At 56.0% G+C, this 22,406-nt stretch carries 22 protein-coding genes and 1 tRNA gene; 4 read left to right on the top strand and 19 right to left on the bottom strand.

Annotated features, from left to right (window positions below):
* Positions 1-8: 8 nt before the first annotated feature.
* From nqrE to ACR0AK_RS14925, 5 genes are read right to left on the bottom strand one after another with little or no spacing between them, the layout of a single operon-like run.
* Entirely contained in the window at positions 9-617 is a 609-nt protein-coding gene (gene nqrE, locus ACR0AK_RS14945; RefSeq protein ID WP_170423419.1) for an NADH:ubiquinone reductase (Na(+)-transporting) subunit E, read from the bottom strand.
* Positions 617-1,270, bottom strand: a complete 654-nt coding sequence (locus ACR0AK_RS14940) for an NADH:ubiquinone reductase (Na(+)-transporting) subunit D (RefSeq protein WP_170559570.1) — start codon at positions 1,268-1,270, stop codon at positions 617-619. Before ACR0AK_RS14940 ends, nqrE begins: the two co-directional genes overlap by 1 nt.
* Complete coding sequence (locus ACR0AK_RS14935) at positions 1,270-2,085, bottom strand: Na(+)-translocating NADH-quinone reductase subunit C (protein ID WP_170559568.1); 816 nt, start codon at positions 2,083-2,085, stop codon at positions 1,270-1,272. The genes ACR0AK_RS14940 and ACR0AK_RS14935 overlap by 1 nt, the downstream gene beginning before the upstream one ends.
* A complete protein-coding gene (locus ACR0AK_RS14930; RefSeq protein ID WP_480793892.1) occupies positions 2,078-3,286 on the bottom strand; it encodes an NADH:ubiquinone reductase (Na(+)-transporting) subunit B in 1,209 nt (402 codons plus the stop codon). The genes ACR0AK_RS14935 and ACR0AK_RS14930 overlap by 8 nt, the downstream gene beginning before the upstream one ends.
* Positions 3,287-3,291: 5 nt before the next feature.
* Complete coding sequence (locus ACR0AK_RS14925) at positions 3,292-4,635, bottom strand: Na(+)-translocating NADH-quinone reductase subunit A (protein WP_480793891.1); 1,344 nt, start codon at positions 4,633-4,635, stop codon at positions 3,292-3,294.
* A gap of 288 nt (positions 4,636-4,923) precedes the next feature.
* Between ACR0AK_RS14925 and ACR0AK_RS14920 the strand changes: the two genes are divergently transcribed.
* The 3 genes from ACR0AK_RS14920 to ACR0AK_RS14910 all read left to right on the top strand — a co-directional run bounded on the left by ACR0AK_RS14920 (position 4,924) and on the right by ACR0AK_RS14910 (position 6,865).
* Positions 4,924-6,039, top strand: a complete 1,116-nt coding sequence (locus ACR0AK_RS14920) for a THUMP domain-containing class I SAM-dependent RNA methyltransferase (protein ID WP_480793890.1) — start codon at positions 4,924-4,926, stop codon at positions 6,037-6,039.
* Between the two features lie 94 nt (positions 6,040-6,133).
* Positions 6,134-6,210: transfer RNA gene (locus tag ACR0AK_RS14915), tRNA-Pro, on the top strand.
* A 412-nt stretch (positions 6,211-6,622) separates the two neighbouring features.
* Positions 6,623-6,865, top strand: coding sequence for a glycine zipper 2TM domain-containing protein (locus tag ACR0AK_RS14910; protein WP_480793889.1), 243 nt, complete (start codon positions 6,623-6,625; stop codon positions 6,863-6,865).
* A 551-nt stretch (positions 6,866-7,416) separates the two neighbouring features.
* Here ACR0AK_RS14910 and ACR0AK_RS14905 read toward each other — a convergent pair.
* The 8 genes from ACR0AK_RS14905 to ACR0AK_RS14870 form a co-directional block, all read right to left on the bottom strand.
* The gene (locus tag ACR0AK_RS14905) at positions 7,417-8,514 is read right to left on the bottom strand and encodes a M56 family metallopeptidase (protein WP_480793888.1); all 1,098 of its coding nucleotides are present in this window, start codon (positions 8,512-8,514) and stop codon (positions 7,417-7,419) included.
* Positions 8,501-8,896 carry a BlaI/MecI/CopY family transcriptional regulator gene (locus ACR0AK_RS14900; protein ID WP_170559558.1) on the bottom strand — a complete coding sequence of 132 codons (396 nt, stop codon included), beginning with the start codon at positions 8,894-8,896 and terminating at the stop codon, positions 8,501-8,503. Before ACR0AK_RS14900 ends, ACR0AK_RS14905 begins: the two co-directional genes overlap by 14 nt.
* 66 nt (positions 8,897-8,962) lie before the next feature.
* Positions 8,963-9,232 carry a DUF2160 domain-containing protein gene (locus ACR0AK_RS14895; protein ID WP_438826330.1) on the bottom strand — a complete coding sequence of 90 codons (270 nt, stop codon included), beginning with the start codon at positions 9,230-9,232 and terminating at the stop codon, positions 8,963-8,965.
* A gap of 143 nt (positions 9,233-9,375) precedes the next feature.
* Positions 9,376-10,173: a carbohydrate ABC transporter permease gene (locus ACR0AK_RS14890; RefSeq protein ID WP_170415418.1), complete on the bottom strand. Its 798-nt coding sequence runs from the start codon at positions 10,171-10,173 to the stop codon at positions 9,376-9,378.
* The gene (locus ACR0AK_RS14885) at positions 10,170-11,033 is read right to left on the bottom strand and encodes a carbohydrate ABC transporter permease (protein ID WP_085807799.1); all 864 of its coding nucleotides are present in this window, start codon (positions 11,031-11,033) and stop codon (positions 10,170-10,172) included. The genes ACR0AK_RS14890 and ACR0AK_RS14885 overlap by 4 nt, the downstream gene beginning before the upstream one ends.
* Complete coding sequence (locus ACR0AK_RS14880; RefSeq protein WP_480793887.1) at positions 11,033-12,106, bottom strand: ABC transporter ATP-binding protein; 1,074 nt, start codon at positions 12,104-12,106, stop codon at positions 11,033-11,035. Before ACR0AK_RS14880 ends, ACR0AK_RS14885 begins: the two co-directional genes overlap by 1 nt.
* Position 12,107: 1 nt before the next feature.
* Complete coding sequence (locus ACR0AK_RS14875) at positions 12,108-13,157, bottom strand: ABC transporter ATP-binding protein (RefSeq protein WP_480793886.1); 1,050 nt, start codon at positions 13,155-13,157, stop codon at positions 12,108-12,110.
* An 83-nt stretch (positions 13,158-13,240) separates the two neighbouring features.
* The gene (locus ACR0AK_RS14870) at positions 13,241-14,980 is read right to left on the bottom strand and encodes an ABC transporter substrate-binding protein (RefSeq protein ID WP_170559550.1); all 1,740 of its coding nucleotides are present in this window, start codon (positions 14,978-14,980) and stop codon (positions 13,241-13,243) included.
* Positions 14,981-15,539: 559 nt separating this feature from the next.
* Here ACR0AK_RS14870 and ACR0AK_RS14865 point away from each other — a divergent pair.
* Positions 15,540-16,799: an aminotransferase class V-fold PLP-dependent enzyme gene (locus ACR0AK_RS14865; protein WP_170559548.1), complete on the top strand. Its 1,260-nt coding sequence runs from the start codon at positions 15,540-15,542 to the stop codon at positions 16,797-16,799.
* 130 nt (positions 16,800-16,929) lie between these two features.
* Here ACR0AK_RS14865 and ACR0AK_RS14860 read toward each other — a convergent pair whose 3' ends face one another.
* Genes ACR0AK_RS14860 through ACR0AK_RS14835 form a run of 6 tightly spaced genes read right to left on the bottom strand, consistent with a single transcriptional unit; the run spans position 16,930 to position 22,321 of the window.
* A complete protein-coding gene (locus ACR0AK_RS14860) occupies positions 16,930-17,856 on the bottom strand; it encodes a 3-hydroxyacyl-CoA dehydrogenase NAD-binding domain-containing protein (RefSeq protein ID WP_170559546.1) in 927 nt (308 codons plus the stop codon).
* On the bottom strand, positions 17,856-18,596 hold the full coding sequence (locus ACR0AK_RS14855; protein ID WP_480793885.1) for an SDR family NAD(P)-dependent oxidoreductase: 741 nt from the start codon (positions 18,594-18,596) through the stop codon (positions 17,856-17,858). The genes ACR0AK_RS14860 and ACR0AK_RS14855 overlap by 1 nt, the downstream gene beginning before the upstream one ends.
* On the bottom strand, positions 18,596-18,862 hold the full coding sequence (locus ACR0AK_RS14850) for a hypothetical protein (RefSeq protein WP_480793884.1): 267 nt from the start codon (positions 18,860-18,862) through the stop codon (positions 18,596-18,598). The genes ACR0AK_RS14855 and ACR0AK_RS14850 overlap by 1 nt, the downstream gene beginning before the upstream one ends.
* A complete protein-coding gene (locus tag ACR0AK_RS14845) occupies positions 18,859-19,650 on the bottom strand; it encodes an SDR family NAD(P)-dependent oxidoreductase (RefSeq protein ID WP_480793883.1) in 792 nt (263 codons plus the stop codon). Before ACR0AK_RS14845 ends, ACR0AK_RS14850 begins: the two co-directional genes overlap by 4 nt.
* Complete coding sequence (gene betC, locus ACR0AK_RS14840) at positions 19,650-21,185, bottom strand: choline-sulfatase (RefSeq protein WP_480793882.1); 1,536 nt, start codon at positions 21,183-21,185, stop codon at positions 19,650-19,652. The genes ACR0AK_RS14845 and betC overlap by 1 nt, the downstream gene beginning before the upstream one ends.
* Entirely contained in the window at positions 21,182-22,321 is a 1,140-nt protein-coding gene (locus ACR0AK_RS14835; protein ID WP_480793881.1) for an aromatic ring-hydroxylating oxygenase subunit alpha, read from the bottom strand. The genes betC and ACR0AK_RS14835 overlap by 4 nt, the downstream gene beginning before the upstream one ends.
* Positions 22,322-22,406: the final 85 nt, after the last annotated feature.

Genomic DNA, 22,406 nt, shown 5'->3' with positions numbered 1-22,406 from the left:
GCTTCTCCTTACAACTTCACGCCCGAGAAGGACATGAAGGCCATCGCCATCAGACCCGCGGTTATGAAGGTGATGCCAAGACCCTGCAAACCATCCGGAATGTCCGAGTACTTCAGCTTTTCACGCACACCAGCCATCGCAGTGATCGCCAGCGCCCAACCAAAGCCCGAAGACAGACCATAGGTGGCGGCTTCGGCGAAGTTATAGTCACGCTCAACCATGAACAGCGAGCCACCCAGGATGGCGCAGTTCACCGTGATCAGCGGCAGGAAGATCCCCAGCGCGTTGTAGAGCGGCGGGAAGTACTTATCCAAGACCATCTCAAGGATCTGAACCATCGCCGCAATCACGCCGATATACGAAATCAGGCCAAGGAAGGTGAGGTCCACATCGGGGAAACCAGCCCAAGCTAGCGCGCCTGGCTTCAACAGGTAGTTGAGCAGCAGGTTGTTCGTGGGCACGGTGATGGCCTGAACGACCATCACAGAAATACCCAGACCCAGCGCGGTCGAAATCTTCTTAGATACGGCGATGAAGGTACACATGCCGAGAAAGAAGCTAAGCGCGAGGTTTTCAACAAAGATGGCCTTCACGGCCAGTGAAATCAGACCTTCCATCAGTGGGCCTCTACCTGCTGAATTTTGTATTCACGTTCTTCGACCTGGTTTGGCTTCCATGTGCGGAAGGCCCAGATGATCAGACCGATGATAAAGAACGCGGACGGCGGCAGCAGCAGCATGCCGTTGGGCACGTACCAACCACCATTGTTGACGGTCTGTAGAATGGTGACGCCAAACAGCGACCCGTTGCCGAACAGTTCGCGAATGAAACCAACCAGCAGCAGGATCAGGCCATAGCCCATACCGTTGCCCATACCGTCGATAAACGACGCGACCGGAGGATTCTTCATCGCAAATGCTTCGGCGCGACCCATCACGATACAGTTGGTGATGATCAGGCCAACGAAGACCGACAAGGTTTTCGAAATCTCGAAAGCATAGGCTTTCAGGATCTGGTCCACCAGGATCACCAGCGAGGCGATGATCACCATCTGCACGATAATCCGGATCGAACCCGGGATCTGGTTGCGAAGGCACGAGATGAAGAAGGACGAGAATGACGTCACGAAGATCACCGCCAGCGCCATCACCATAGACACCTGCAGTGACGAGGTCACCGCCAGCGCCGAACAGATACCCAGCACCTGCAGCGTAATCGGGTTATTGTCGACAAGCGGGTCGACCAGCATCTCTTTCTTGGTCTGGGACATCAAATCTCTCCTGCTTGCAGTTTGGCCAGGAACGGAGCGTAGCCCGCATCACCCATCCAGAATTTCACCAGGTTATCGACACCAACCGAAGTCAGCGTGGCACCAGCCAGGGCGTCAACATAGAATTCAGGGCCGGCGGCGGGTTGTGACTTGGACACGGTGATCTGCAGATCCCCCGCCTCGTCCCGCAGTTTTTTGCCATTCCACAGTGCTTTCCAACGAGGGTTGTCCACCTCAGCACCAAGACCGGGCGTCTCACCGTGCTGATAGAATTGCAGGCCGTAGATGTCGTTACCGTTGCTTTCCAGCGCGATGAACCCATAGAGCGTCGACCACAGACCATAACCCTGAATCGGCAGGATGACCTTGTCGAGCGCTCCGCTGTCATCACGCAGCAGATAGATCACGCGGTACAGAGCCTTGCGACCGATACCAGCAGGGTCATCATCCAGCGCAACGCTCAACTCAGGGTCACTGGCAGCGGCCAGATCGTCGAAAGTGGCCGGATCGAATTTGTCGTCCACAAACTCGCCAGTCGACAGTTCAAGTACATGCGGCTCGAACTTTGCGAATGCTTCAGAGACATCGATGCCCGGCTCGTAAACGCCTGCCACCTGCAGAACGTTGATCTGCTTGTCCTTCAGCGCGTTCGCTTCCTGCACAGGGCGCAGGCTTACGGCTGCAGCTGACACGACCATCGAAGCCACAAGGCAGACTGCTACGGCGATAAAGATCGTTTTACCCACCGAGTCCGGCGAGGCCGCCAGGAACTTGGCAATCGCGCCCTTGGGTTCTGGGGATTGCGTATCAGACATGGCGACGCGCCCTCCGTTTGATGTTTGCCTGAACGACAAAATAGTCGATCAGCGGTGCAAAGACGTTACCGAACAGGATTGCCAGCATCATGCCTTCGGGGAAAGCGGGGTTCACCACACGGATCAACACAACCATGATACCAATCAGGGCGCCGTAGATGTAGCGACCCATGTTGGTGTGGCTGGCCGAAACAGGCTCGGTCACCATGAAGGCCAGACCGAAGGCGTAACCGCCGACGACGACATGCCAGTACCAGGGCATCGCGAACATCGGGTTAGTGTCCGACCCAATCAGGTTGAACAGCAAGGTAAGACCTATGGTGCCTGCCAGACAGCCGACAATCAGGCGGAAATTGGCGATGCGCGTCATCAAAAGAAATGCCAGACCGATCATACAGGCCAGCGTCGAGGTCTCGCCAAAGCTGCCCTGCATCTGACCCAAAAACGCGTTCCACCAGGTAAGTCCCTCGGTGGCCAATGCCTGATACCCTTCTGAGGCGGAAACCGACAATGCCGTTGCGCCCGAAAAGCCATCAACCGGGGTCCAGACCGTGTCACCCGACATATTCGCCGGATAAGCAAAGTACAGGAACGCGCGACCGACAAGCGCAGGGTTCAGGAAGTTTTTGCCAGTACCGCCAAAGACTTCTTTACCGATAACAACGCCAAAGATGATACCCAGCGCAACCTGCCAAAGCGGCGTGGATGCGGGCATGATTAGCGTGTAAAGCATTGAAGTCACAAGGAAACCCTCGTTCACCTCATGGCCGCGAACAGTTGCAAAGATGACCTCGAAGATACCTCCCGCCACAAGCGTGACGATGTATATCGGCAGGAAGTACATCAGCCCGTGCATCACATTTGCAAAGATGCTGGCAGGGTTCAGTGAGATACCGAACATCTGCAGGATGGCAATCCGCCAGCCGGTGGCTGAATCCGGACCCAGCGCGGCAATGGCCGAGTTTGCCTGATAGCCGGTGTTATACATCCCCCACAGGATACAGGGGATCGTAGCGATCACGACATAAGTCATGATCCGCTTCATATCCACGTAGGACCGCGCATGGGGCGCGACGGAGGTTACGGTTTTCGGAGTGTAGATGAAGCTTTCGACCATCTCGTAGATGGGGAAATACTTCTCGTACTTGCCGCCCTTGGTAAAGTTCGGCTCGATCCGGTCAAAGAAGTTGCGCAAACCCATTCGGATCAGCCCTCCTTTTCAATCTTTGTCAGGCAGTCGCGCAGCGCCAGCCCATATTCATATTTCGCCGGACAGGCAAAGCCAATAAGGCCAAGGTCCTCTTCGTCCAGCTCCAGCGCACCTAGCGCCTGTGCAGTATCGGTGTCCATTACCAGCAAAGCGCGTAGCAATTGCGTCGGCAAGTAGTCCTGCGGCATCAGCTGTTCGAACGTACCGGTCGGCACCATTGCACGGCGTCCACCATTCAAATTGGACGTGAATGCAAACAGCTTCTTGGCAAAGGCCGAGCCAAGAACCGGCTGAACCGCGTATTTCGACGGCATCGGAAGAATCCAGCCCAACGTATGCTGATCATGGTCTTCGCGGATGATGCTGATCTGACGCGCGAAACGGCCCAGATAAGCCTCCGGACCCGCTGCATGGCGGCCAGACAGGATAGAGCCAGAAATAACGCGGGCGGTTCCGTCCACATTGATTTCGTCACGCGTCAGATCGTCGGTCGATGCGCCCATGACTGTGCGGATCAGGCGGGGCTGGCGCGCACCAGGGCCTGACAGGGCAACCACGATGTTGGGGTCCAGATGACCCGTCTGCATCAGGCGACCAATCGCGATCACGTCCTGATAGCCGATCGTCCAAACCTGTTTCTCACCGGCCAGCGGCTCAAGGAAGTGGATGTGCGTTCCAGCCAGACCGGCAGGGTGCGGTCCGGAAAACGCTGCTGCTTCGACACCCGGAACGTCCGCGCCCGGAAGGGCGTTGCCCTCTTTTTGGCACAGATATGTCTTACCCTCGGTCAGCTTGGCAACAGCGTTCAGGCCGGCAGCAAAGGCGTCACCTGCATCCTGAATAATGGTCGCAGCATCAGCAGCCAGAGGTTCGCTATCCATGGCCGTCACGAAAATTGCCGCGGGCGTGGTTCCCGGTGTTGCCATCTTGGAATACGGCCGCGTACGGAAGGCAGTCCACAATCCGGCTGCACACAGGCGTTCAGTCACGCTTTCGGCCGTTTCGGCGTTGCCCACGCCGGAAAAATCCAGGCCTGTGTCGTTGACGTCAGAGACTTCGATCACAACGCTCTGCAGAACCCGACGCGCACCACGGTTGATGGCCACGACTTTGCCGCTGAGCGGGGCGACCATCATCGCCTCGGGCACATCCTTGTGACAGAACAACGGTGTGCCCCGCCGTACCTCTTCACCCTCCTGAACCAGCATGCGCGGTTTCAGGCCCAGATAATCGGCCCCCAAAACCCCAACAGACCTGAATTCAGGACCCGGCTGGATCGTCTGCTCTGGCGCGCCTTGCACCGGCAGCTCCAACCCTTTTTTCAGTTTGAAAGTTTGCATGTCGCTACGGTCTTCCAAGCCTCTTTCCTGCAACACATCGTTCCCACCACTGCATAGTGGCACAAAACGATCTGCATGTGGGAGCCTGAGAGCAAAAAAGGCGCATAGCACCTGCTTTTGTTCCAAGCTTCGATTTGATCACGGACCCTTTACGCGGGGATGGTGCCAAACGCAAACCCGTTGCCGCCTAAATTGCCGATAATTTGTCAATTTAACTTGAAGGGCTGCATTTTGAGCCCGCTAAAATTGTATATCGCACCCGCAACGCTTCCGGTGTAAGCACCCGGGATGGAACCAAACGACAATTTTGAGATTTTTCTGGTCGCAACGCCCGGCCTTGAAGCCCCACTGCATGCTGAAGCAGTCGAGCAAGGATTCGCAGGTGCAAAGCCCGTGCCCGGCGGTGTCACCTGCAACGGTGGGTGGTCGGAAGTTTGGCGCGCGAACCTTTGTTTGCGCGGAGCGAACAAAGTTCTGGTGCGATTGGGCGGATTTCCCGCCGTCCATCTCGCGCAACTGGACAAACGAGCCAGAAAATTCCCCTGGGCAAACTTTCTACGCCCCGATGTTCCCGTCAAGGTCGAAGCATCAAGTCGCAAATCCCGAATCTATCACGCGGGTGCCGCGCGACAGCGCATCGAACGGGCGATTACGGAAACTCTGGGCGCTCCTGTTTCAGCAGATGCGGCCGTGCGTGTTCTGCTTCGGATAGAAAAAGATCTGTGCACCTTTTCGATAGACAGCTCAGGCGAACCGTTGCACAAGCGCGGCCACAAGCCCGCCGTCGCAAAAGCCCCAATGCGCGAAACGATGGCTGCGATGTTCCTCAGAGAGTGTGGATTTGATGGGTCCGAGCCAATTCTGGATCCGATGTGCGGCTCGGGCACCTTTGTCATTGAAGCTGCCGAAATTGCACTGGGGTTGCCCCCGGGCCGCACGCGCAGCTTTGCCTTTGAATATCTGCCGAGTTTCGACCCGGACCTTTGGTCCACGATGCGCCAGCAACCGCCTTTGGCCAAACCGGACATGATTTTTTTTGGCTCGGACCGTAATAGCGGGGCGATTGAAGCATCGACCAAAAACGCCGACCGCGCTGGAGTTGCAGAACTCACCATGTTTCAGACCCGCTCGGTCAGTGACATAAAGCCTCCGTCAGGGCCTTCGGGTCTTGTTATTGTCAATCCACCCTATGGTGCACGGATCGGAGACGAAAAACGCCTGCGATCGGTTTACGGCAGCCTGGGAAAGGTACTGCAATCCAGGTTCAAAGGCTGGCGTGTCGGCATCGTCACCAGCAGTGCAAGCCTGGCCCGATCTACCCGTTTGCCCCTATTGCCGCCGGGGCCGGTTGTGGACCATGGCGGCACAAAAATTCGGCTGTATCAAACCAGCGTACTGACCTGATACTGCGTCAGCGAAAGACCGGCGCAATTCAAATAATCCATGCGAAAACCCTCTTGCACATCCAAATTCGCGGGTATAGATCACGCGCCACGGTCGGAGTGTAGCTCAGCCTGGTAGAGCACTGTCTTCGGGAGGCAGGGGTCGGAGGTTCGAATCCTCTCACTCCGACCAATAAAACAAGGGTCGAATGCAGACATACATTGTCTTTTGACCATAAAAGTTACCTTCCCGCCAATTATAGGTTACTGTGGGTGTTTCACGTCTCACGTTGCTGACCCAAACGTCGTAGTTGGACCGGGACCAATCAAACGATTGGCTTCAGAAAACACACTTCAGCATCAGCACCACGTTGCTGCCCCGAACCTTCAAGCGCATGATTGACCCTGCTACCAAAGCTTCTTCGCGCGTGCGTTAAGACGTGGCTCACTCCTTAACCGCAAAACGGCATTTCTCAGCCGGCGAAACAACCCACTTGGGCGGTTTCTTGCGCCTGATCCCCCGGCAGTTTGGAGAGAGGTACGGTAGACCCCACATGTATGGAAACCAGAGTTCATTACTTACGTGCGAATGTGAGGAAACCGACATGAAGAAGACAACCGTGGCTTGCCTGTTTGGTGGCGTATTGCTGCTGGCGGCATGCGGAGCCCCGACAACCCAAACTCAAGCTCAAGTACAAAACGACGCTCGCTGTGCCGCTGGTGTTCTCGGAGGTGCTGCTATTGGCGGCGTCTTGGGTAACCAGATTGGATCAGGCACCGGCAAATCCCTTGCCACGGCGGCCGGTGCTGGACTTGGAATGTATGCGGGCCAATCGGCATGTAATTGACAAGGAAACAGACAGTTACGAGAGGGATCAACAGATAAGCCGGCCAATTGCCTTGCGCTTAAGTAGTTATGCACTGAACCGAGGCGCCAAGGCGTATAATGAAAACTCGCTCAGTATCTGGTGCGTTGGAACGCTTTGTGTCCAATGGCAACTCGTGGCCTTATGTGGCCAGCGTGCTGAATCGCTTGAAAATCTGGAACGGGTTTTGTCCCAAACTGTTGAAAGTGCCGGTATCTGCGAGATTCGGGGCGCGCTTACGTCTGCGGCGAGTACTTCGCCTCCCACTTGTTCAATGTGGCGTGGTCGACCCACACACCGCGCACCGTAGACAAAGTACACCGCGTGAAGGTCCACATTCCTGCGGAAATGGCAGGCGTTCAATTAGACCGAACCAATTCGAGAACTATTTGCGCAAAACAAATGACAAAATAGGCTGCCACGTCAATCAGACCCAAATGTTTACGACTAAACCCAATCAAGCGGTTCAATGCCTAGTGTTTGGTATTGAAAACGTCGGCGCGACAAGCCAAGCCACAGATCATCGCACCACTTTAGTTCCCCTGATTGCGGGCCTCTAGCCGTTCAAGGTTCACAACCGTCGAAAGCATCAATCGGTCGTGGCTCCAATCCTGAGTTTGGCGCACTGACGCGGAACTGATGGCAAGAACGGTTGTCAAAGATAATGTCAGCCCAAGGAATACAGCAGGCAGCGGAGGAGTTGTCGCTGGCGCTTCGGTCAGGGCAATCACACGCAAACGCAACACATGCTTTGCTTTTGTCCCGTTCACCAATGCCACATGAAGAATACGTGGGCTGTTTATCGTCAGAGACCGCGAACAGTAATCCAGCAAACAGGCCGTATAGTCTTTGGCGTCTATGCCTTTGCGCGAGACGACGGACTGGTCACAGGCCAGCTCGCGTAGTCGGTCAAACTGGTGCTTGATCACCAGATAGGCCGGGTTCCAGAACAGCAGCGGGCGCAAGAGTTCAAAGCCAAGTTCCCACTCCACGTCCAACGCGCGGATGTGCTGGAATTCATGGGCCAAAGCGAACCGCATTTCACGCGGTGTATTGAGCAGATGGCTGGGTAAGACCACGTGACGACGGCGTAGACCGCGCACAGCAAATGGCACGGTAATCCGGTCCGACAACCGAATGTCGACCTTGGACGATTGCCGCCAAAGAAAGCTGGAACTTACGGCTTTGCGAATTGCCCAAGCATCGCGCACTACCCTTACGGTCAGGATTGTCGATACAAATGCGAAAGCAATAAGTGCAAAGGTTACAACTAAAGACGAACCGGACAGGACGTGATCAAGCCAACGTTCGCGCGTATTCAACAAGGTTTCAAACTGCGCAGCAGGCATAGCGATCTCACCGCGCAAATAGGCCGCTACGGCCAGATCCCCCAGCGCGACTGCGCGTCCCGGCCATAGGAACCCAACAACCGCCGATACTCCCATTGCCAAAACTGGGCTCAGCACGACGCAGATGCAAAGTGCTTTGAGTGATCGAAGTTGCGCGACAGACTCAAATCGCATCGATGATCGCGTCAACACCGCGCGAGCCGTCAGCCAGATCAGGGCTGACACCCCAAGTACAACATTAAACTCGAGAAAAGCGTCGAGAACCGGTTTAACCGCCGTCATTTTGCAGTCTCCTCTCTACCAGTGCTCGAATTTCCTCCAGATCATCTTCTGTAAGTCCCGCATCGTCGACCAGCCTTGCAACCAAAGTTGCAGGAGTATCGTCGAACAGCGTTCGGGAAAGATTTTGTAGCGAACGCGACTGATACCTGTCTTTTTCCAGAAGTGGCCGGTACGTCAGCGACTTGCCGTTTTTCTCACTTTCTACAAATCCCTTTTCATCGAGAATGCGCAAAATTGTTGCGCCGGATGTGTAGGCCAGATTTCGATCCGGCGGCAAACGATCAAGAACATCACGGACCGAGCCCTGACCCAGCGCCCAGAGTTCGTTCATGAACTCCAGCTCTACTTCGGTCAGTAAGTTTGTTGTTTTTTTCTTTCGCATCAGTCTCGGTGTCGCCATTTTTTAGTATGCCTGACAGACAAGCATCCTTTCGCAGTTTCGCAAAGCTTAAACTTTCCAGAAGACGAAGATGCCCCAGCCGATGGACATAAACAGCGGCGTCCAAACCGGTTGTCCCACCAATCCGAGCCAGGCCAAAAAGATGTAGGCCGACCCCAAAAGCGTGATAAACAGTCGGTCGCCTAGCGTGGTGGTCAAACCCAGCACACCGCGCCGTTCGATCCCATCGCGAAATTTGAACCCTTCCAAAACGCCGATAAGTGCAATTGCGGAAAATATTCCTACAAAAATGGCGAGCGTTGCTGGTGTCCATGCCATCCAGAAATCGGGCCACAGCGGATCGGTCCACGAGAAGCCCTTCTCCTCTTGCTTGCCGACATTACCCCATCCGGTTTGCGCCTGTGCAAACGCCGTCGAAGGAAGGATGGAGAGGGCGAGAATTAGTTTACGCATATCGAACCTCACACACGTCCCATCGCGAAACCGCGCGCGATGTAGTTTCGGACAAACCAGATGACGATGGCACCAGGGATAATGGTCAGGGTACCGGCGGCGGCCAATAGACCCAGCTCGTACCCGGCGCTGGAAGCCGTTCGGGTCATCACTGCGGCGATGGGTTTTGCCTCGACCGCAGTCAGGGTTTTGGCCAACAGCATTTCCACCCAAGAGAACATGAAGCAGAAGAAGGCTGCAACACCGACACCCGCTTTGATGTTCGGAAGGAAGATCGTCACGAAGAAGCGCGGGAAAGAGTAGCCATCAACGTAGGCAGTTTCATCCAGTTCCTTAGGAATGCCACGCATGAACCCTTCCAGAATCCAAACGGCCAGCGGCACGTTGAACAAGGTATGGGCTAGCGCCACGGCCAGATATGTGTCGAACAGGCCGATGGAGGAATAGAGCTGGAAGAATGGCAGCGCGAAGACCGCAGCCGGTGCCATCCGGTTGGTCAGCAGCCAGAAGAACAACTGCTTGTCGCCAAGAAACCGATAGCGCGAGAACGCATAAGCGGCTGGCAAGGCAACACACACCGACAGCACTGTGTTGATCGTCACGTAAGCTATCGAATTGATGTAGCCCCAATACCACGTTGGGTCCGTGAAGATCGTGACGTAGTTTTCCAGCGTAAAAGTCTGGGGGAATAGGGAAAAGCCCGACAGGATCTCATTCGTTGTCTTGAAGGACATCGCAACCAGCCAATAGATCGGCAGCATCAGGAACGCGATATAGAGGATCGGGATAAGGGACCGCTTCTTCATTGCGCGTCATCCTTTGTCATCAGAGTGTAGAAGACCCAGCTGACAAGCAGCGTGATGGCGAAGTAAATCAGGCTCATCGCGGCCGCAGGGCCAAGGTCGAACTGTCCCAGTGCGATCTTCACAAGGTCAATCGACAAAAGGGTGGTTGAGTTGCCGGGGCCGCCTCCTGTCAGAACGAAGGGCTCGGTATAGATGTTGAAACTGTCCATGAACCGCAGCAGAACTGCGATAGTCAGGACGGTCTTCATCTTTGGCAGCTGAATGTAACGGAACACCGACCATGGGCTGGCACCGTCGATCTTCGCGGCCTGATAGTAGGCATCCGGGATGGACACGAGGCCCGCATAGCACAGCAGCACAACCAGCGAAGTCCAGTGCCAGACATCCATGACGACGACAGTGATCCAGGCCGACAGCGGCTGTTGCGTCATGTCATAGTTGATGCCAAGCACGTCATTCAGGAAGTACCCAAGCAGGCCGATTTTCGGCAGGGTAAAGATGTTCCACATCGAGCCAACCACGTTCCACGGGATCAGCATCGGCAGGGCCATCAGGACCAGACAGACGGGCACCCAGAACCCTTTGCGCGGCATCGACAAGGCAACGATGATGCCCAAAGGCACCTCAATCAGAAGAATTAGGAAGGTGAACAGGAACTGCCGTCCCAGCGCGGCCTGAAACCGGTCGGACCGCAGGATTTGTTCGAACCAGCCCAGACCTTCCCAGAAGAACTGGTTGTTGCCGAAGGTTTCCTGCACCGAGTAGTTGACGACCGTCATCATCGGCACCAGCGCGTTGAACGCGACAAGGGCCAGAACAGGCAGCACAAAGAACCACGCCTTTTGGTTTTCTGTTCTCATCAGCTGCGCTCCTCGGTTGCGATCCAGCCGTCGCGGTAGACGCGGGATTGTTCTGATTTGAATTGCAGGAAAACCTGCGAGCCCGGCTCAGGCACGCTGTGTTCGGTCACGGCCTTCAGGGCGGTTTTGCCGACCATTGCGCTGACCACGTAGTGGCGGCCGATATCCGAAACCTTGGTCACATGCGCCGGAATGCCGGTGTCGCCGAAGCCAACATATTCTGGGCGGATACCCAGATCGGTGCGGCCCCCCTCTCCGTGGGTCGGACCCTCCAGCATCACCTCGTGGCCTTCGAACACCGCGCGGTCGCCCTTGGCCTCACACGGTAGAACATTCATGCCGGGTGATCCGATGAAGTGGCCGACAAATGTGTGTTGGGGGCGCTCGAACAGTTCAACCGGCGTTCCGATCTGCACCACCTCGCCTTCCTGCATCACAACCACCTCGTCCGCGAAGGTCAGGGCTTCGGTCTGGTCGTGGGTCACGTAGATCATCGTGGCCTGCACACGCTGGTGCAGCTCTTTCAGCTTGGACCGCAGCTTCCATTTCAGATGCGGGTCGATCACGGTCAGCGGCTCATCGAACATCACCGCGTTCACGTCATCACGGACCAGACCGCGCCCCATCGAGATCTTCTGCTTGTTATCCGGGCTCAGACCCGAGGCACGGGCATTCAGCATATCCGTGACGTCCAGCATCTCGGCAATCTCATCGACGCGACGTTTGATCGTCGCCGCATCAACACCTCGGTTCTTCAGCGGAAACGCCAGGTTCTCGCCTACTGTCATCGTGTCGTAGATTACTGGGAACTGGAATACTTGCGCGATATTACGCTGGTCAGGCGGTAGAGCCGTAACGTCGCGATCATCGAAAAGGATCTGGCCCTCGGACGGCATCAACAAGCCCGAGATGATGTTCAACAACGTGGACTTGCCACAACCCGACGGCCCCAGCAGCGCATATGCCCCACCATCGCGCCACGTCACGTCGATCTCCTTCAGCGCATAGTCCTCGGGGCCTTTCGGCGTCGGCATGTAGCTGTGTTTTAGGTTTGAAAGCTTGATCTGCGCCATGTCAGGCCACCCTTTTGCCGTCTTGGCCGAAATACCGGCAATGGGCCGGGTTCATGTAAAATCGGTGATCTTCGCCCACCTGATACGGGTGCACGCCAGCCGCCAAAGAAACCCAAGCATCATCCCCGTGCTGGAAATGCGCACTGGAATCGGAACCCGATAGCTCTGTGACAATCACACGACCTGTCAGTTCCACATCGACATCGGAAGTGCGGGTGGGAGTCACTCGGTGCGGTCGTACTGCGACCATGTAATCGCCGTCCGCCATATCCGAAACGGCCCAGCCGCCGCCGCCCGCAAGCTGTGCCTGCGCAGATGACACGGTGACGCGGGCCACATTAATCGGCGGGTCCGAAAACACGCGCGCAGCGGCAATGTTCTCAGGATTTCGATAGATATCAGCAGTGGGGCCAAATTGCGTAACGCGCCCGTCTTCCATAAGGGCTGTATAACCGCCCAGCAACAGCGCTTCTTCGGGTTCCGAAGTGGCGTAGACTACCACGGCTCCACGGCCAGCAAACAAGTCTGGCAATTGTTCGCGAAGTTCTTCGCGCAGCTTGTAGTCCAGGTTTGCCAGCGGCTCATCAAGAAATACGGCGCGGCTTTCTTTCGCGATGGCGCGTGCCAGCGCGGTACGTTGTTGTTGCCCGCCTGAAAGTTCATGCGGGCGACGCTGCAGCATCGGGCGCAGTTGCAGCAGATCGGCGGCCTCTTCCACGCGGCCTTCGATTTCGGATTTTGCCATCCCAGCCACGCGCAGGGGCGAGGCGATATTGTCGAAAACCGTCATGTGAGGGTAGTTCACGAAGAATTGGTGAACCAAGCTGATCTGCCGCTTTTGCGTGTTCAGCCGAGTCACATCCTGCCCGTCCATTAAAACCTTGCCCTGGGCAATCGGATCCAGCCCGGCCATCATCTTGATCAGAGAGGTCTTGCCCGATCCTGTCGCGCCCAGCAACACATTGAAATGGCCGGTTTGCAGCGTCAGGGTCGTTGGTTTTATATGGATGACGTTGCCAACGCGTTTGGTGGCATCTTGTAATTCGATCATGTCCGTGGGTTCCGGTACTTCAGTGCATCGCACTGGTCTTTAAGGTGGGGGCGCCGAGACCGGCACCCCCGGGTTTTTGAAACTTACTGAGACTGCCAACGCTGAACCAGTTCGTCATAGTTGACGGTCTGGCCTTGCGGTTTTTCGTTCTCAAGCTTGGCCTTGGGCGAGCCCGCTTTTTCCAGCCAGAAGGCGGGATCCTGCGGTTCGTTCAGGCGAGGGCCACAGCCACCGTAAACACCGGCGCTTTCATCTGCGGCCTGCATCCGAGCCATGGTGATGTCCATTTCTTCAGCCAGACGGTCCATCGCCTCTTGCGGGGTGAATGCGCCCGAGTTCACGTCACCAATCTGCTGCCACCAGATCTGGGCAAGCTTTGGATAGTCCGGCACGTTGATGCCGGTCGGCGACCATGCCACACGATCAGGCGAGCGGTAGAACTCGACCAGGCCACCCAGCTTGGGTGCGCGTTCGGTGAACGACTCGTGGTTGACCGAGCTGTCGCGGATGAAGGTCAGACCCACATGGGACTTCTTCACATCGACAGTCTTAGACGTCACGAACTGGGCGTAAAGCCAGGCCGCCTGAGCACGATCCGCAGGGGTCGACTTCAGGAAGGTCCAGGAACCCACGTCCTGATAGCCAACCTTCTGGCCTTCTTCCCAGTAGGGGCCATGCGGGCTGGGCGCCATCCGCCAAAGCGGCGTGCCTTCGTCGTCCACGGTGTTGTTGCCTTCAGACTTCGGCTTCACCATGTCGGCGGTAAAGGCAGTGTACCAAAAGATTTGCTGGGCCACGTTGCCCTGGCTAAGCGCTGGCAGCGACTGGTAAAAGTCATAAGATGCCGCACCCGGAGGCGCATAATTCCGCAGCCATTCATCCCACTTGCGGATCGCGTAGACCGCAGCCGGACCGTTTGCAGCACCACCGCGCGAAACGGACGCACCAACAGGGTTACAGGTGCCCGCTTCCATGCGGATGCCCCATTCATCAACGGGAACACCGTTCGGCTCGCCCACGTCACCGGCACCGGCCATCGACAACCAGGCGTCGGTCATTCGCCAACCAAGATCAGGCGCACGCTTGCCGTAATCCATGTGGCCGTAGATTGCCACGCCGTCGACTTCTTTCACGTCATTGGTGAAGAACTCGGCGATATCCTCATAGGCCGACCAGTTGACCGGAACGCCCAGATCATAGCCGTATTTCTCTTTGAACGCGGCCTTGTTTGCTTCGTCATCGAACCAGTCCTTGCGGAACCAATAGAGGTTCGCAAACTGCTGGTCGGGCAGCTGATACAGCTTGCCATCTGGACCGGTGGTGAACTGAATGCCCATAAAGTCATCCAGATCCAGAGTTGGCGAGGTTGTCGCCGCCCAGTCGCCGCCCATCATGTCGGTCAGCGGATAAGCCAGTTGCAGACGCGAATGCGTACCGATCAGGTCACTGTCATTGACGTAACCGTCATACAGATTCCGGCCGGTTTGCAGCTGTGTCTGAACCGCCTGAACCACTTCGCCTTCACCAAGGATCTGGTGATTGACCTTGATGCCGGTGATTTCCTCGAACGCCTTAGTTAGAACCTCGGATTCGTAGGAGTGGGTCGGGATGCCTTCGGACAGAACGTTGATTTCCATGCCAGCATAAGGCTGTGCAGCTTCGATGAACCACTGCATTTCCGACATCTGTTCGTCTTTCGACAGGGTCGATGGCTGGAATTCGTCGTCGATCCAACGTTGTGCTGCGGCTTCGTCGGCCCAAACGGGACCGTGCCCCGCAATGACGGCAGCCGCCGCCACTGCGGAAAGTAGATGTCTCCGCATCTCTTTCCTCCCAAAAATTATGGTTTTCCGGCGCGAACCGGATAGCAGGCAGCATCAGCGATTTTTTGCGCACCTGTCAAACTAAATTTTTAGTAAATAGACCAACCAAAGGCAAATTATTGAAAATAAAACATATTTTAAGTGAACTTGCGTATCTACTAACTGCAGGAAAGAGTCCAGTCGTAGTGAAAAGCAACCTTCAGAAGGTTTGCACAAGCCGGCAAAAAACTTAGTCGAAGTCGTGAAAGCTGATCACGATATGTTTCGCATATGTCACCACACACTCATGCCAACAGAAGACGCCATTCTTATCTGGATCTCCGGGATAAACGCCGGGAATTTTTAATGAAAGAATAGTTCGATAGCGACACAAAACGACGGTACAGCGCAATCATGTCACGTTCTCGCTTGACAGGATGGCAGCATGCGGCCTGAACATTTCAGTTCGCAGAAACTTCGATAAAGATGTCGACAGTTTCCCGAAAAAAAATCTTATCGCGGTGACCAAGCCTTACCGAACGATCGTAAACCGCGCTCTGACTACGCACAGGACAAACCTATGATCCAAGACAACCCCGCCCTCATCGACGCCATACGCGACCGGTTTGCCCATGTCAGCACCTGCCCGTTTCAAGGCGAACGCATCTTTTTCGAGAACGCTGGCGGAGCGCTGACTTTGAAATCTGTCGCTGAGACGTCAGCCTTTTATGCAGCGATCCCAGACAATCCTGGACGCATAAACCCAGCGGGTCAGGGAACCCAAGGTGTGATCAACAAGGCCAAAGAAGACTTGGCTGTTTTCATGAACACGTCTTCCGGACAATTCTTTGCAGGAGAGAGCGGAACAGAGCTGCTGTTTCGCATGATCCGCACCGCTTGTCTTGTCGCGCCGAAAGGATCAAAAATAATCGGCTCGTCCATCGAACACCCAGCCACACGCAGCGCGGCGCGTCGCTGGGCCGAAATTGCGGAGCTGGATTACGTGAATGTTCCGCACGACAACGACACCGGATTGGTTACGGCCGCTGACTATTCCGGGCTGATGACGCCAGATGTGGCGGTGGCAACGATCTTGCATGCCTCGCCCGTGACCGGCATGGGCATGGATGTGGCGGCGATTTCCGCAGCGATCCGTGCTGTAGCGCCGGATTGCTTGATCATCGTCGATGGAATTCAGCATGCGGCCCACGGGCAGTTGGACCTAGACGCCTATGATGTCGACGGATACGCAATCTCACCCTACAAAGTGTTTTCGCGCCACGGCTACGGCATTGCGTGGATATCCGACAAGCTCAGCGCGTTGCCGCACGACATGCTGATCGACGCCCCCGCGACCGGGTGGGAGTTCGGGACACGCGATGCAGGGTCATATGCAACTGTATCGGACGTGGTGGCGTATTTTGACTGGCTTGGGGGCGAGGTTTCGGGCGAGACCGAGCCGCGCAAGCGCATTGAAGCTGCGGGCCGGGCTATTCACGCCTACGAGACTCATCTGACCAATACTGCCATCAATGGAACAGGAAACCTGCCGGGACTGCGCGATATGGATCACGTCACCGTTCTGGCCGGAGCTGACAACCCGGCACGCGAAGGGCTGGTGTCAATTGCGATCGAGGGGCGCGCATCCGAAGATGTGGTCGAGATTTTGAACCAACAAGGCATTCGCACCCATACCCGAAAGGCCGACCACTATTCCGGCAACGTTCTTACACCGCTGGGGTTGACGGACTGCATCCGCATTTCCTTTTGCCACTACAACACCGAACAGGAAATCGCCCGTCTTCTTGGGGCTATAAAGGTATTGGGCGAAAACGGCTGACTATGCAGCTGAACACATGCAAATGCGCGGTGTTCAGCCACACATCAAAGCGTCGTTGGGCGCGCGGCAAAGGACCGATTGGCGTCAACTCGGCGATGATCGTCGTAAACCTTTGCACAGCAGCCAATTGTCAGCGCAAACCCGCAACTGATTTTTGCAATGCGACGATCATGGCATCGCGTTGCCGTGACAGCTCGGCCGGTGATTTTCCGCGCGCTTCGGCTTCAACGCCGTCAACCAATTGTCGGGTCACATCGTCGTCCAAGTGAACGTCACCCAAATCATCCCACCATCCGTTGAATGTGTGGGAAAAATGATCGCAAAAAGCCTGCAGTCCACCTTCAGCGGCCCCAAGGTTGAACAACATTGTCGGGCCCATAGCGGCCCACCGCAAACCCGGACCCGCCCAGACCGCCTTATCGACATCTTCGACCGAAGCAACGCCTGATGTCACCAGATGGATAGCCTCTCGCCAGATCGCGGCTTGCAGGCGATTGGCCACGTGACCTGGAACCTCTTTGTTGACGCGGATCGTGGTCTTGCCGAGGCTTTCGTAGAAACCCTGCGCCGCCTCGACCACACCATTGTCCGTTTTGTCATTTCCCAGAACTTCAACCAAAGGTATCAGATGCGGTGGGTTGAACGGGTGCCCCAGAACGAAACGAGCCGGGTTTTTCCAACCCCGCTGCATTTGGCTAAGCGTCAACCCCGAGGCGGAACTGGCGACAATCGCATCAGGTGCCAATGAGGGCTCGATCTCGGAAAATATCGCGTGTTTGATCTCCAGACGCTCTGGCACGTTTTCCTGCACAAACCCTGCACCTGCGACAGCGCTGGCCGCGTCCCGGCAGAAGGTGATTGCATCGGGTGTCCCCTGCTCTGCCAGCCCTAATTCGACCATTGCTGGCCATGCCATTTCTACATAGGCGCGCACTTTCAGTTCAGCGTCCGGGGCCGGATCATACATCGCAACTGAACGGCCAGATGCCAGAAACAACGCGGCCCAACTGGCGCCAATCACCCCGCCCCCAAGGCAAGCCGTATGCTGAGTGTGCATCAAAACAATCCCGGATTAAGGGGTGAGGCAGCCGTCATACCACCATCCACCGTGAACAGCTGACCCGTGGCAAAACCGGCCTCATCCGAAGCCAGCCAAACCGCCATGCTGGCGATATCCTCGGGCCTTCCAAAGCGCCGAGTTGGATGCCGCTTCAGTGCATCCTGACGTGCCGCTGTCGGGTCGGACGCCAGATCAAATCCCGCGTCGAGCATTCCGGTTTCGATCCAGCCGGGACAGATTGCATTGCACCGGATTTCAGGACCATGATCGACAGCAATCGACCGCGTCAGCCCGTGCACGAACGCCTTGGACGCGTTATAAAGCGCCATCGAAGGGTCCGCGGCCTTGCCCGAAATCGACCCAATATTGATAATCGAGCTCCCCTCGGTCATCCGCGGGATATAGGCGCGGCAAAGGTTGAATACGCCCCGACAATTCGTGCCAATCACAGCGTCCCAATCGGCATCCGAACTGTCGGCGACGGATTTTTCGACCTGAACACCCGCATTGTTGACGAGTATATCCGCGCCATTGGTCGTGTGTGCCAGATCTTCAACTGCGTCAGCGTTAGCGACATCCAGCGGGTACCAGAGAACATCATCAGGCAACCCGTCAGGTCTTGCCCCGCGCCCACAGGTCATGACAACGGCACCTTCCCTGAGAAACGCGTCGACAATCCCGCGGCCAATCCCTTGGCGGCCCCCAGTAACCAGCGCTCTTTTTCCAGCCAATCGCATCAAAGCACCTCCGGCATTTTGGTCATTTTTTCCCTGTTCGCAGGTTCTAGCGCGGGTGTTAATTCCCCCACATCTTTGACCGTATCAAGGTTAATCAACATGTTTGTCTGGATGCCTCTCTTACAGAATGCTGACCAATAATCACTCATGTGCCGCCAACGGGCCAATACTAGTGCCTCGGCCTGCTGCGCGAAGGCGATACCATCGCTTAGAGTCAAATCACCAATTTCTAGTTCTGTTTGGAAACTCGGCTTTACAACTTTCAAAGCTTCATCTGCTGAACCTGCGCGCTCAGCCCTCCGTCCAGAACCCAGAGCTGTCCGCTAGCATAGCGTGCCTCATCCGAAGCCAGCCAATTCACCAGATTGGCTATGTCATCCGGCGTACCGTAAGTACGCATAGGATGCACGTCGCGAACTGCCTGCTGCAGCTGACCGATCGACTTGCCGCCCGCGCCTGACCCGTCGCCGGTAAAAAAACTCTGCAACATAGGTGTATCGACATAACCCGGGCAAATAGCATTCACGCGGATACCTTCGGGCCCGTGGTCACAAGCCATCGCTTTGGTCAAAGCGTGCACCGCGCCCTTCGTTGCGCAATAGGCGGCCAAACCCGGATCGGCGATGAACCCGTCATAGCTACCGAAATTGATAATCGAAGCGGAAGCCCCAGATGCTGCTGCCTTACGCATCAAGGGCAGACTGTGTTTCGAGGTCAAAAAAGTCCCCGTCACGTTGACTGCGAATGACAGGTTCCATTCCTCAAGTGATGTTTCTTCGATGGTCTTTTCAATCTCGATTCCGGCGGCGTTCACAAGGATGTTCAGCTGACCTTCTTCGGCAGCAACTTGTTCCAACGCGGCAATTGCATCTGTTTCTTTGGTGACGTCGAGTTTCACAAAAATGCTGCCATCATCATCATGAGCCGCCAGTGACCCTTCAGGCGTAAGATCCGCTGCATAGACCCGCGCACCCTCGCGAAGAAAACGGGAAACGATGGCGCGCCCGATCCCGCCGCGCCCTCCGGTGACCAAAGCGGTTTTGCCTTCCAGCATCATTTGTCAGTCTCCTTCAACGGCGGATAGCGATAGCGGGTTGCCGCCGCCGTCCAGTCCACGTGGTTGCGAACGTATTCCTGCGTCGCGTCTCTCGGCGGGTTGTAATCCCATGCTTCTCCGGCACCCGCTTCCATTGCGACGTGAAGTGCCCGGCGAGACTTTTGTGTTGCAATCACGTCGGCGCGAAGTTGTTCGCTGTCCCAGCGGCGCGCGACTTCTTCAGAAAACGCAGCGGCCTGTTCTGCATATGCCAGATCGCGGGCGACATTGACCTTTTCAAGCGGATCGGTGGCAAGGTCATAAAGCTGCGGCGGATCAGGGTCGCAGTGGATGTATTTCAGCGATCCGCGTCGGATCATGAAGACAGGATATGGCGTCATCTCGGCGCAATATTCGCCGATGGCTTCATCAACCGGATCACATTCACCACGCGCAAGCGGCATCAGTGAACGGCCATCAACGGGCTCGCCGAGCATGTCATCCCTGCCGTCGGCGATATCGACAAAAGTCGGAAGCATATCAACCAACGAACACGCGTTTGGGGCCTCACCCTGCTTCACCCCCGGACCCGCCATAATCAACGGCACCCGGGCCGAGTGTTCGAAGAAGTTCATTTTATACCACAGGCCGCGTTCTCCCAGCATATCGCCGTGATCTGCGGTCACGATGACAATGGTATTGTCCAGCTCTCCTATGTCGTCCAACGCCTTCACAATAGCTCCTACCTTGCTGTCGAAATAACTGACATTAGCCAGGTAGGCGCGACGGGCCCGGTAAACTTCTTCTTCGGTCAGCGGTACATAACTCGCCTCGATGCCGTCCATAACCCGACGCGAGAAAGGATCTTGATCGTCGGGCATCAACGTGAAATCCGGCATTGGTACTTCCGCATCCGAGTAGAGCTCCCACCATTCCGGCTTGGCCACATAGGGATCGTGCGGGTGGATGAAGCTGGTGACCAGACAAAACGGCGATTTATCCCCTGCAGCACGATCCCTGCCGCGGTCGATTAGCCAGCGTCGTGCGGCGAACTCGACCTCGTCATCATAGTCGGTCTGAAAGGTCGCTACAGCAGTGCCGCTTTCTTTGACCGTTTGCATGTTGTGATACCATTTGTCGATCCGTTCGTCCGGAGCCTCCCAATCTGGTGTCCAGGCGAAATCGGCTGGATAGATGTCAGTCGTAACACGATCCTGAAATCCGTGTTTTTGGTCTGGACCGACAAAGTGCATTTTGCCAGACAAACATGTGCGATATCCAAGCGCCGTCAGGTAGTGCGCGAACGTTGGGACTGAGGCCCGGAACTCGCTGGCATTGTCATAGGCCGCGATCCGACTAATCAATTGGCCAGACATGAAGGCGAAACGCGATGGAGCGCACAGGGGTGAGTTGCAATACGCCGCATCGAACCTCATCCCGCGGGCCGCAAGTGCATCAATGTGCGGTGTTTTCACGGTCGGGTGGCCATAGGCGCCGCAAAACTGCGGCGCCAGTTGGTCAGCCATGACCACAACAATGTTCGACCGTGTCACGGGGCCGCCTTTGCATAGGCATCAAGAACCAGCCCGTGGAAGTGATGCACCGCATGTTCGGATTTACCTGAACCGCTCGGGTCATGCACAATACGCCCTTGCGTGAACGCAGGCGTGCTCATCCCGCGCTGAACGCTTTCGACGATGTCGATGTCTTCACGTTGCAGGACTTGGTCCAGATAGCGGATCGCCTCAAGCTCTGCTTCGTCCGGTTCCGGGGTCTCGAGAAAGAAATCATAAGTTTCCAGCGTCCGATCGGGACCGATGGGGATGATATTCAGAACGATCATCGAAGATCGGCCCGGGTAGCGCATCAGGCAGGTTGTTGGCCACAACCACCAGACGGCGTGCGTGCGCACAGTCGCATTCGAGACGTTGTAGGCGGTGTTGGTACCCTTACCAGCCTCGGCCATGTGGCTGGAGTAAATGCCATATGTGGTCACTGTGTAGGTGTCCATATCCACCAGGTCGCAGAAGTCCTTATGCGCAGTCGGGCAGTGGTAGCATTCAAGGAAATTGTCGACCACGTTCTTCCAATTGGACTTGATGTCATAGGTCAGGCGATGGCCAAAAGTCAGTTTTTCGATATCCGGGGCCCAATGACGTATTTCCGTCTCAAGTTCTCCGGACACCTCGCGCAACGGGCGCGCAGATGGATCGAGGTTGACGTAGATAAAGCCCGCGAACTCTTCGACCTGCACCTGATCCAGACAAATGTCCTTGGTGTTGAAATTGGACAGACTCTCGGTCTCGGGCGCGCGAACAAGCTGACCATCCAATTTATAAACCCACGCATGGTAGGGGCACATGATCCGCGTTGTCTGGCCTTCACCGGTCAGCAAATGATGTGCCCGATGCTTGCAAACGTTATAAAAAGCGCGCAGTTCGCCTTCACGATCACGCACGACTGCAATGGAACGGCCAGCAATCTCGACCGTGACAAAGGATCCGGGCGTGCGGAGTTTTTCGACATGACACACCCATTGCCAGGTCTTTGCGATGATTTCGTTTAGGTCGACCTGATTCCACGCAGGATCAACATAGGCTTCGGCCTTCAAAGAGTTCGTGTTGAAAGGATCTGGACTGAAACCTTCGGATATCCGTTTGAATTGGTCTTTTGACGGCAGATCGCGCATCGGAAACTCCACGGCTCTGGGGTAAACAACGACCCATTGGCTGGCTCACAGCGTCAATAGTCAGACCATTTTCACCCGTTTTCTT

The sequence above is a fragment of the Ruegeria sp. BI12 genome (assembly GCF_056537985.1).
Note: the sequence above shows the minus strand (reverse complement) of the source record. Positions and strands in the feature narration are given on the sequence as shown.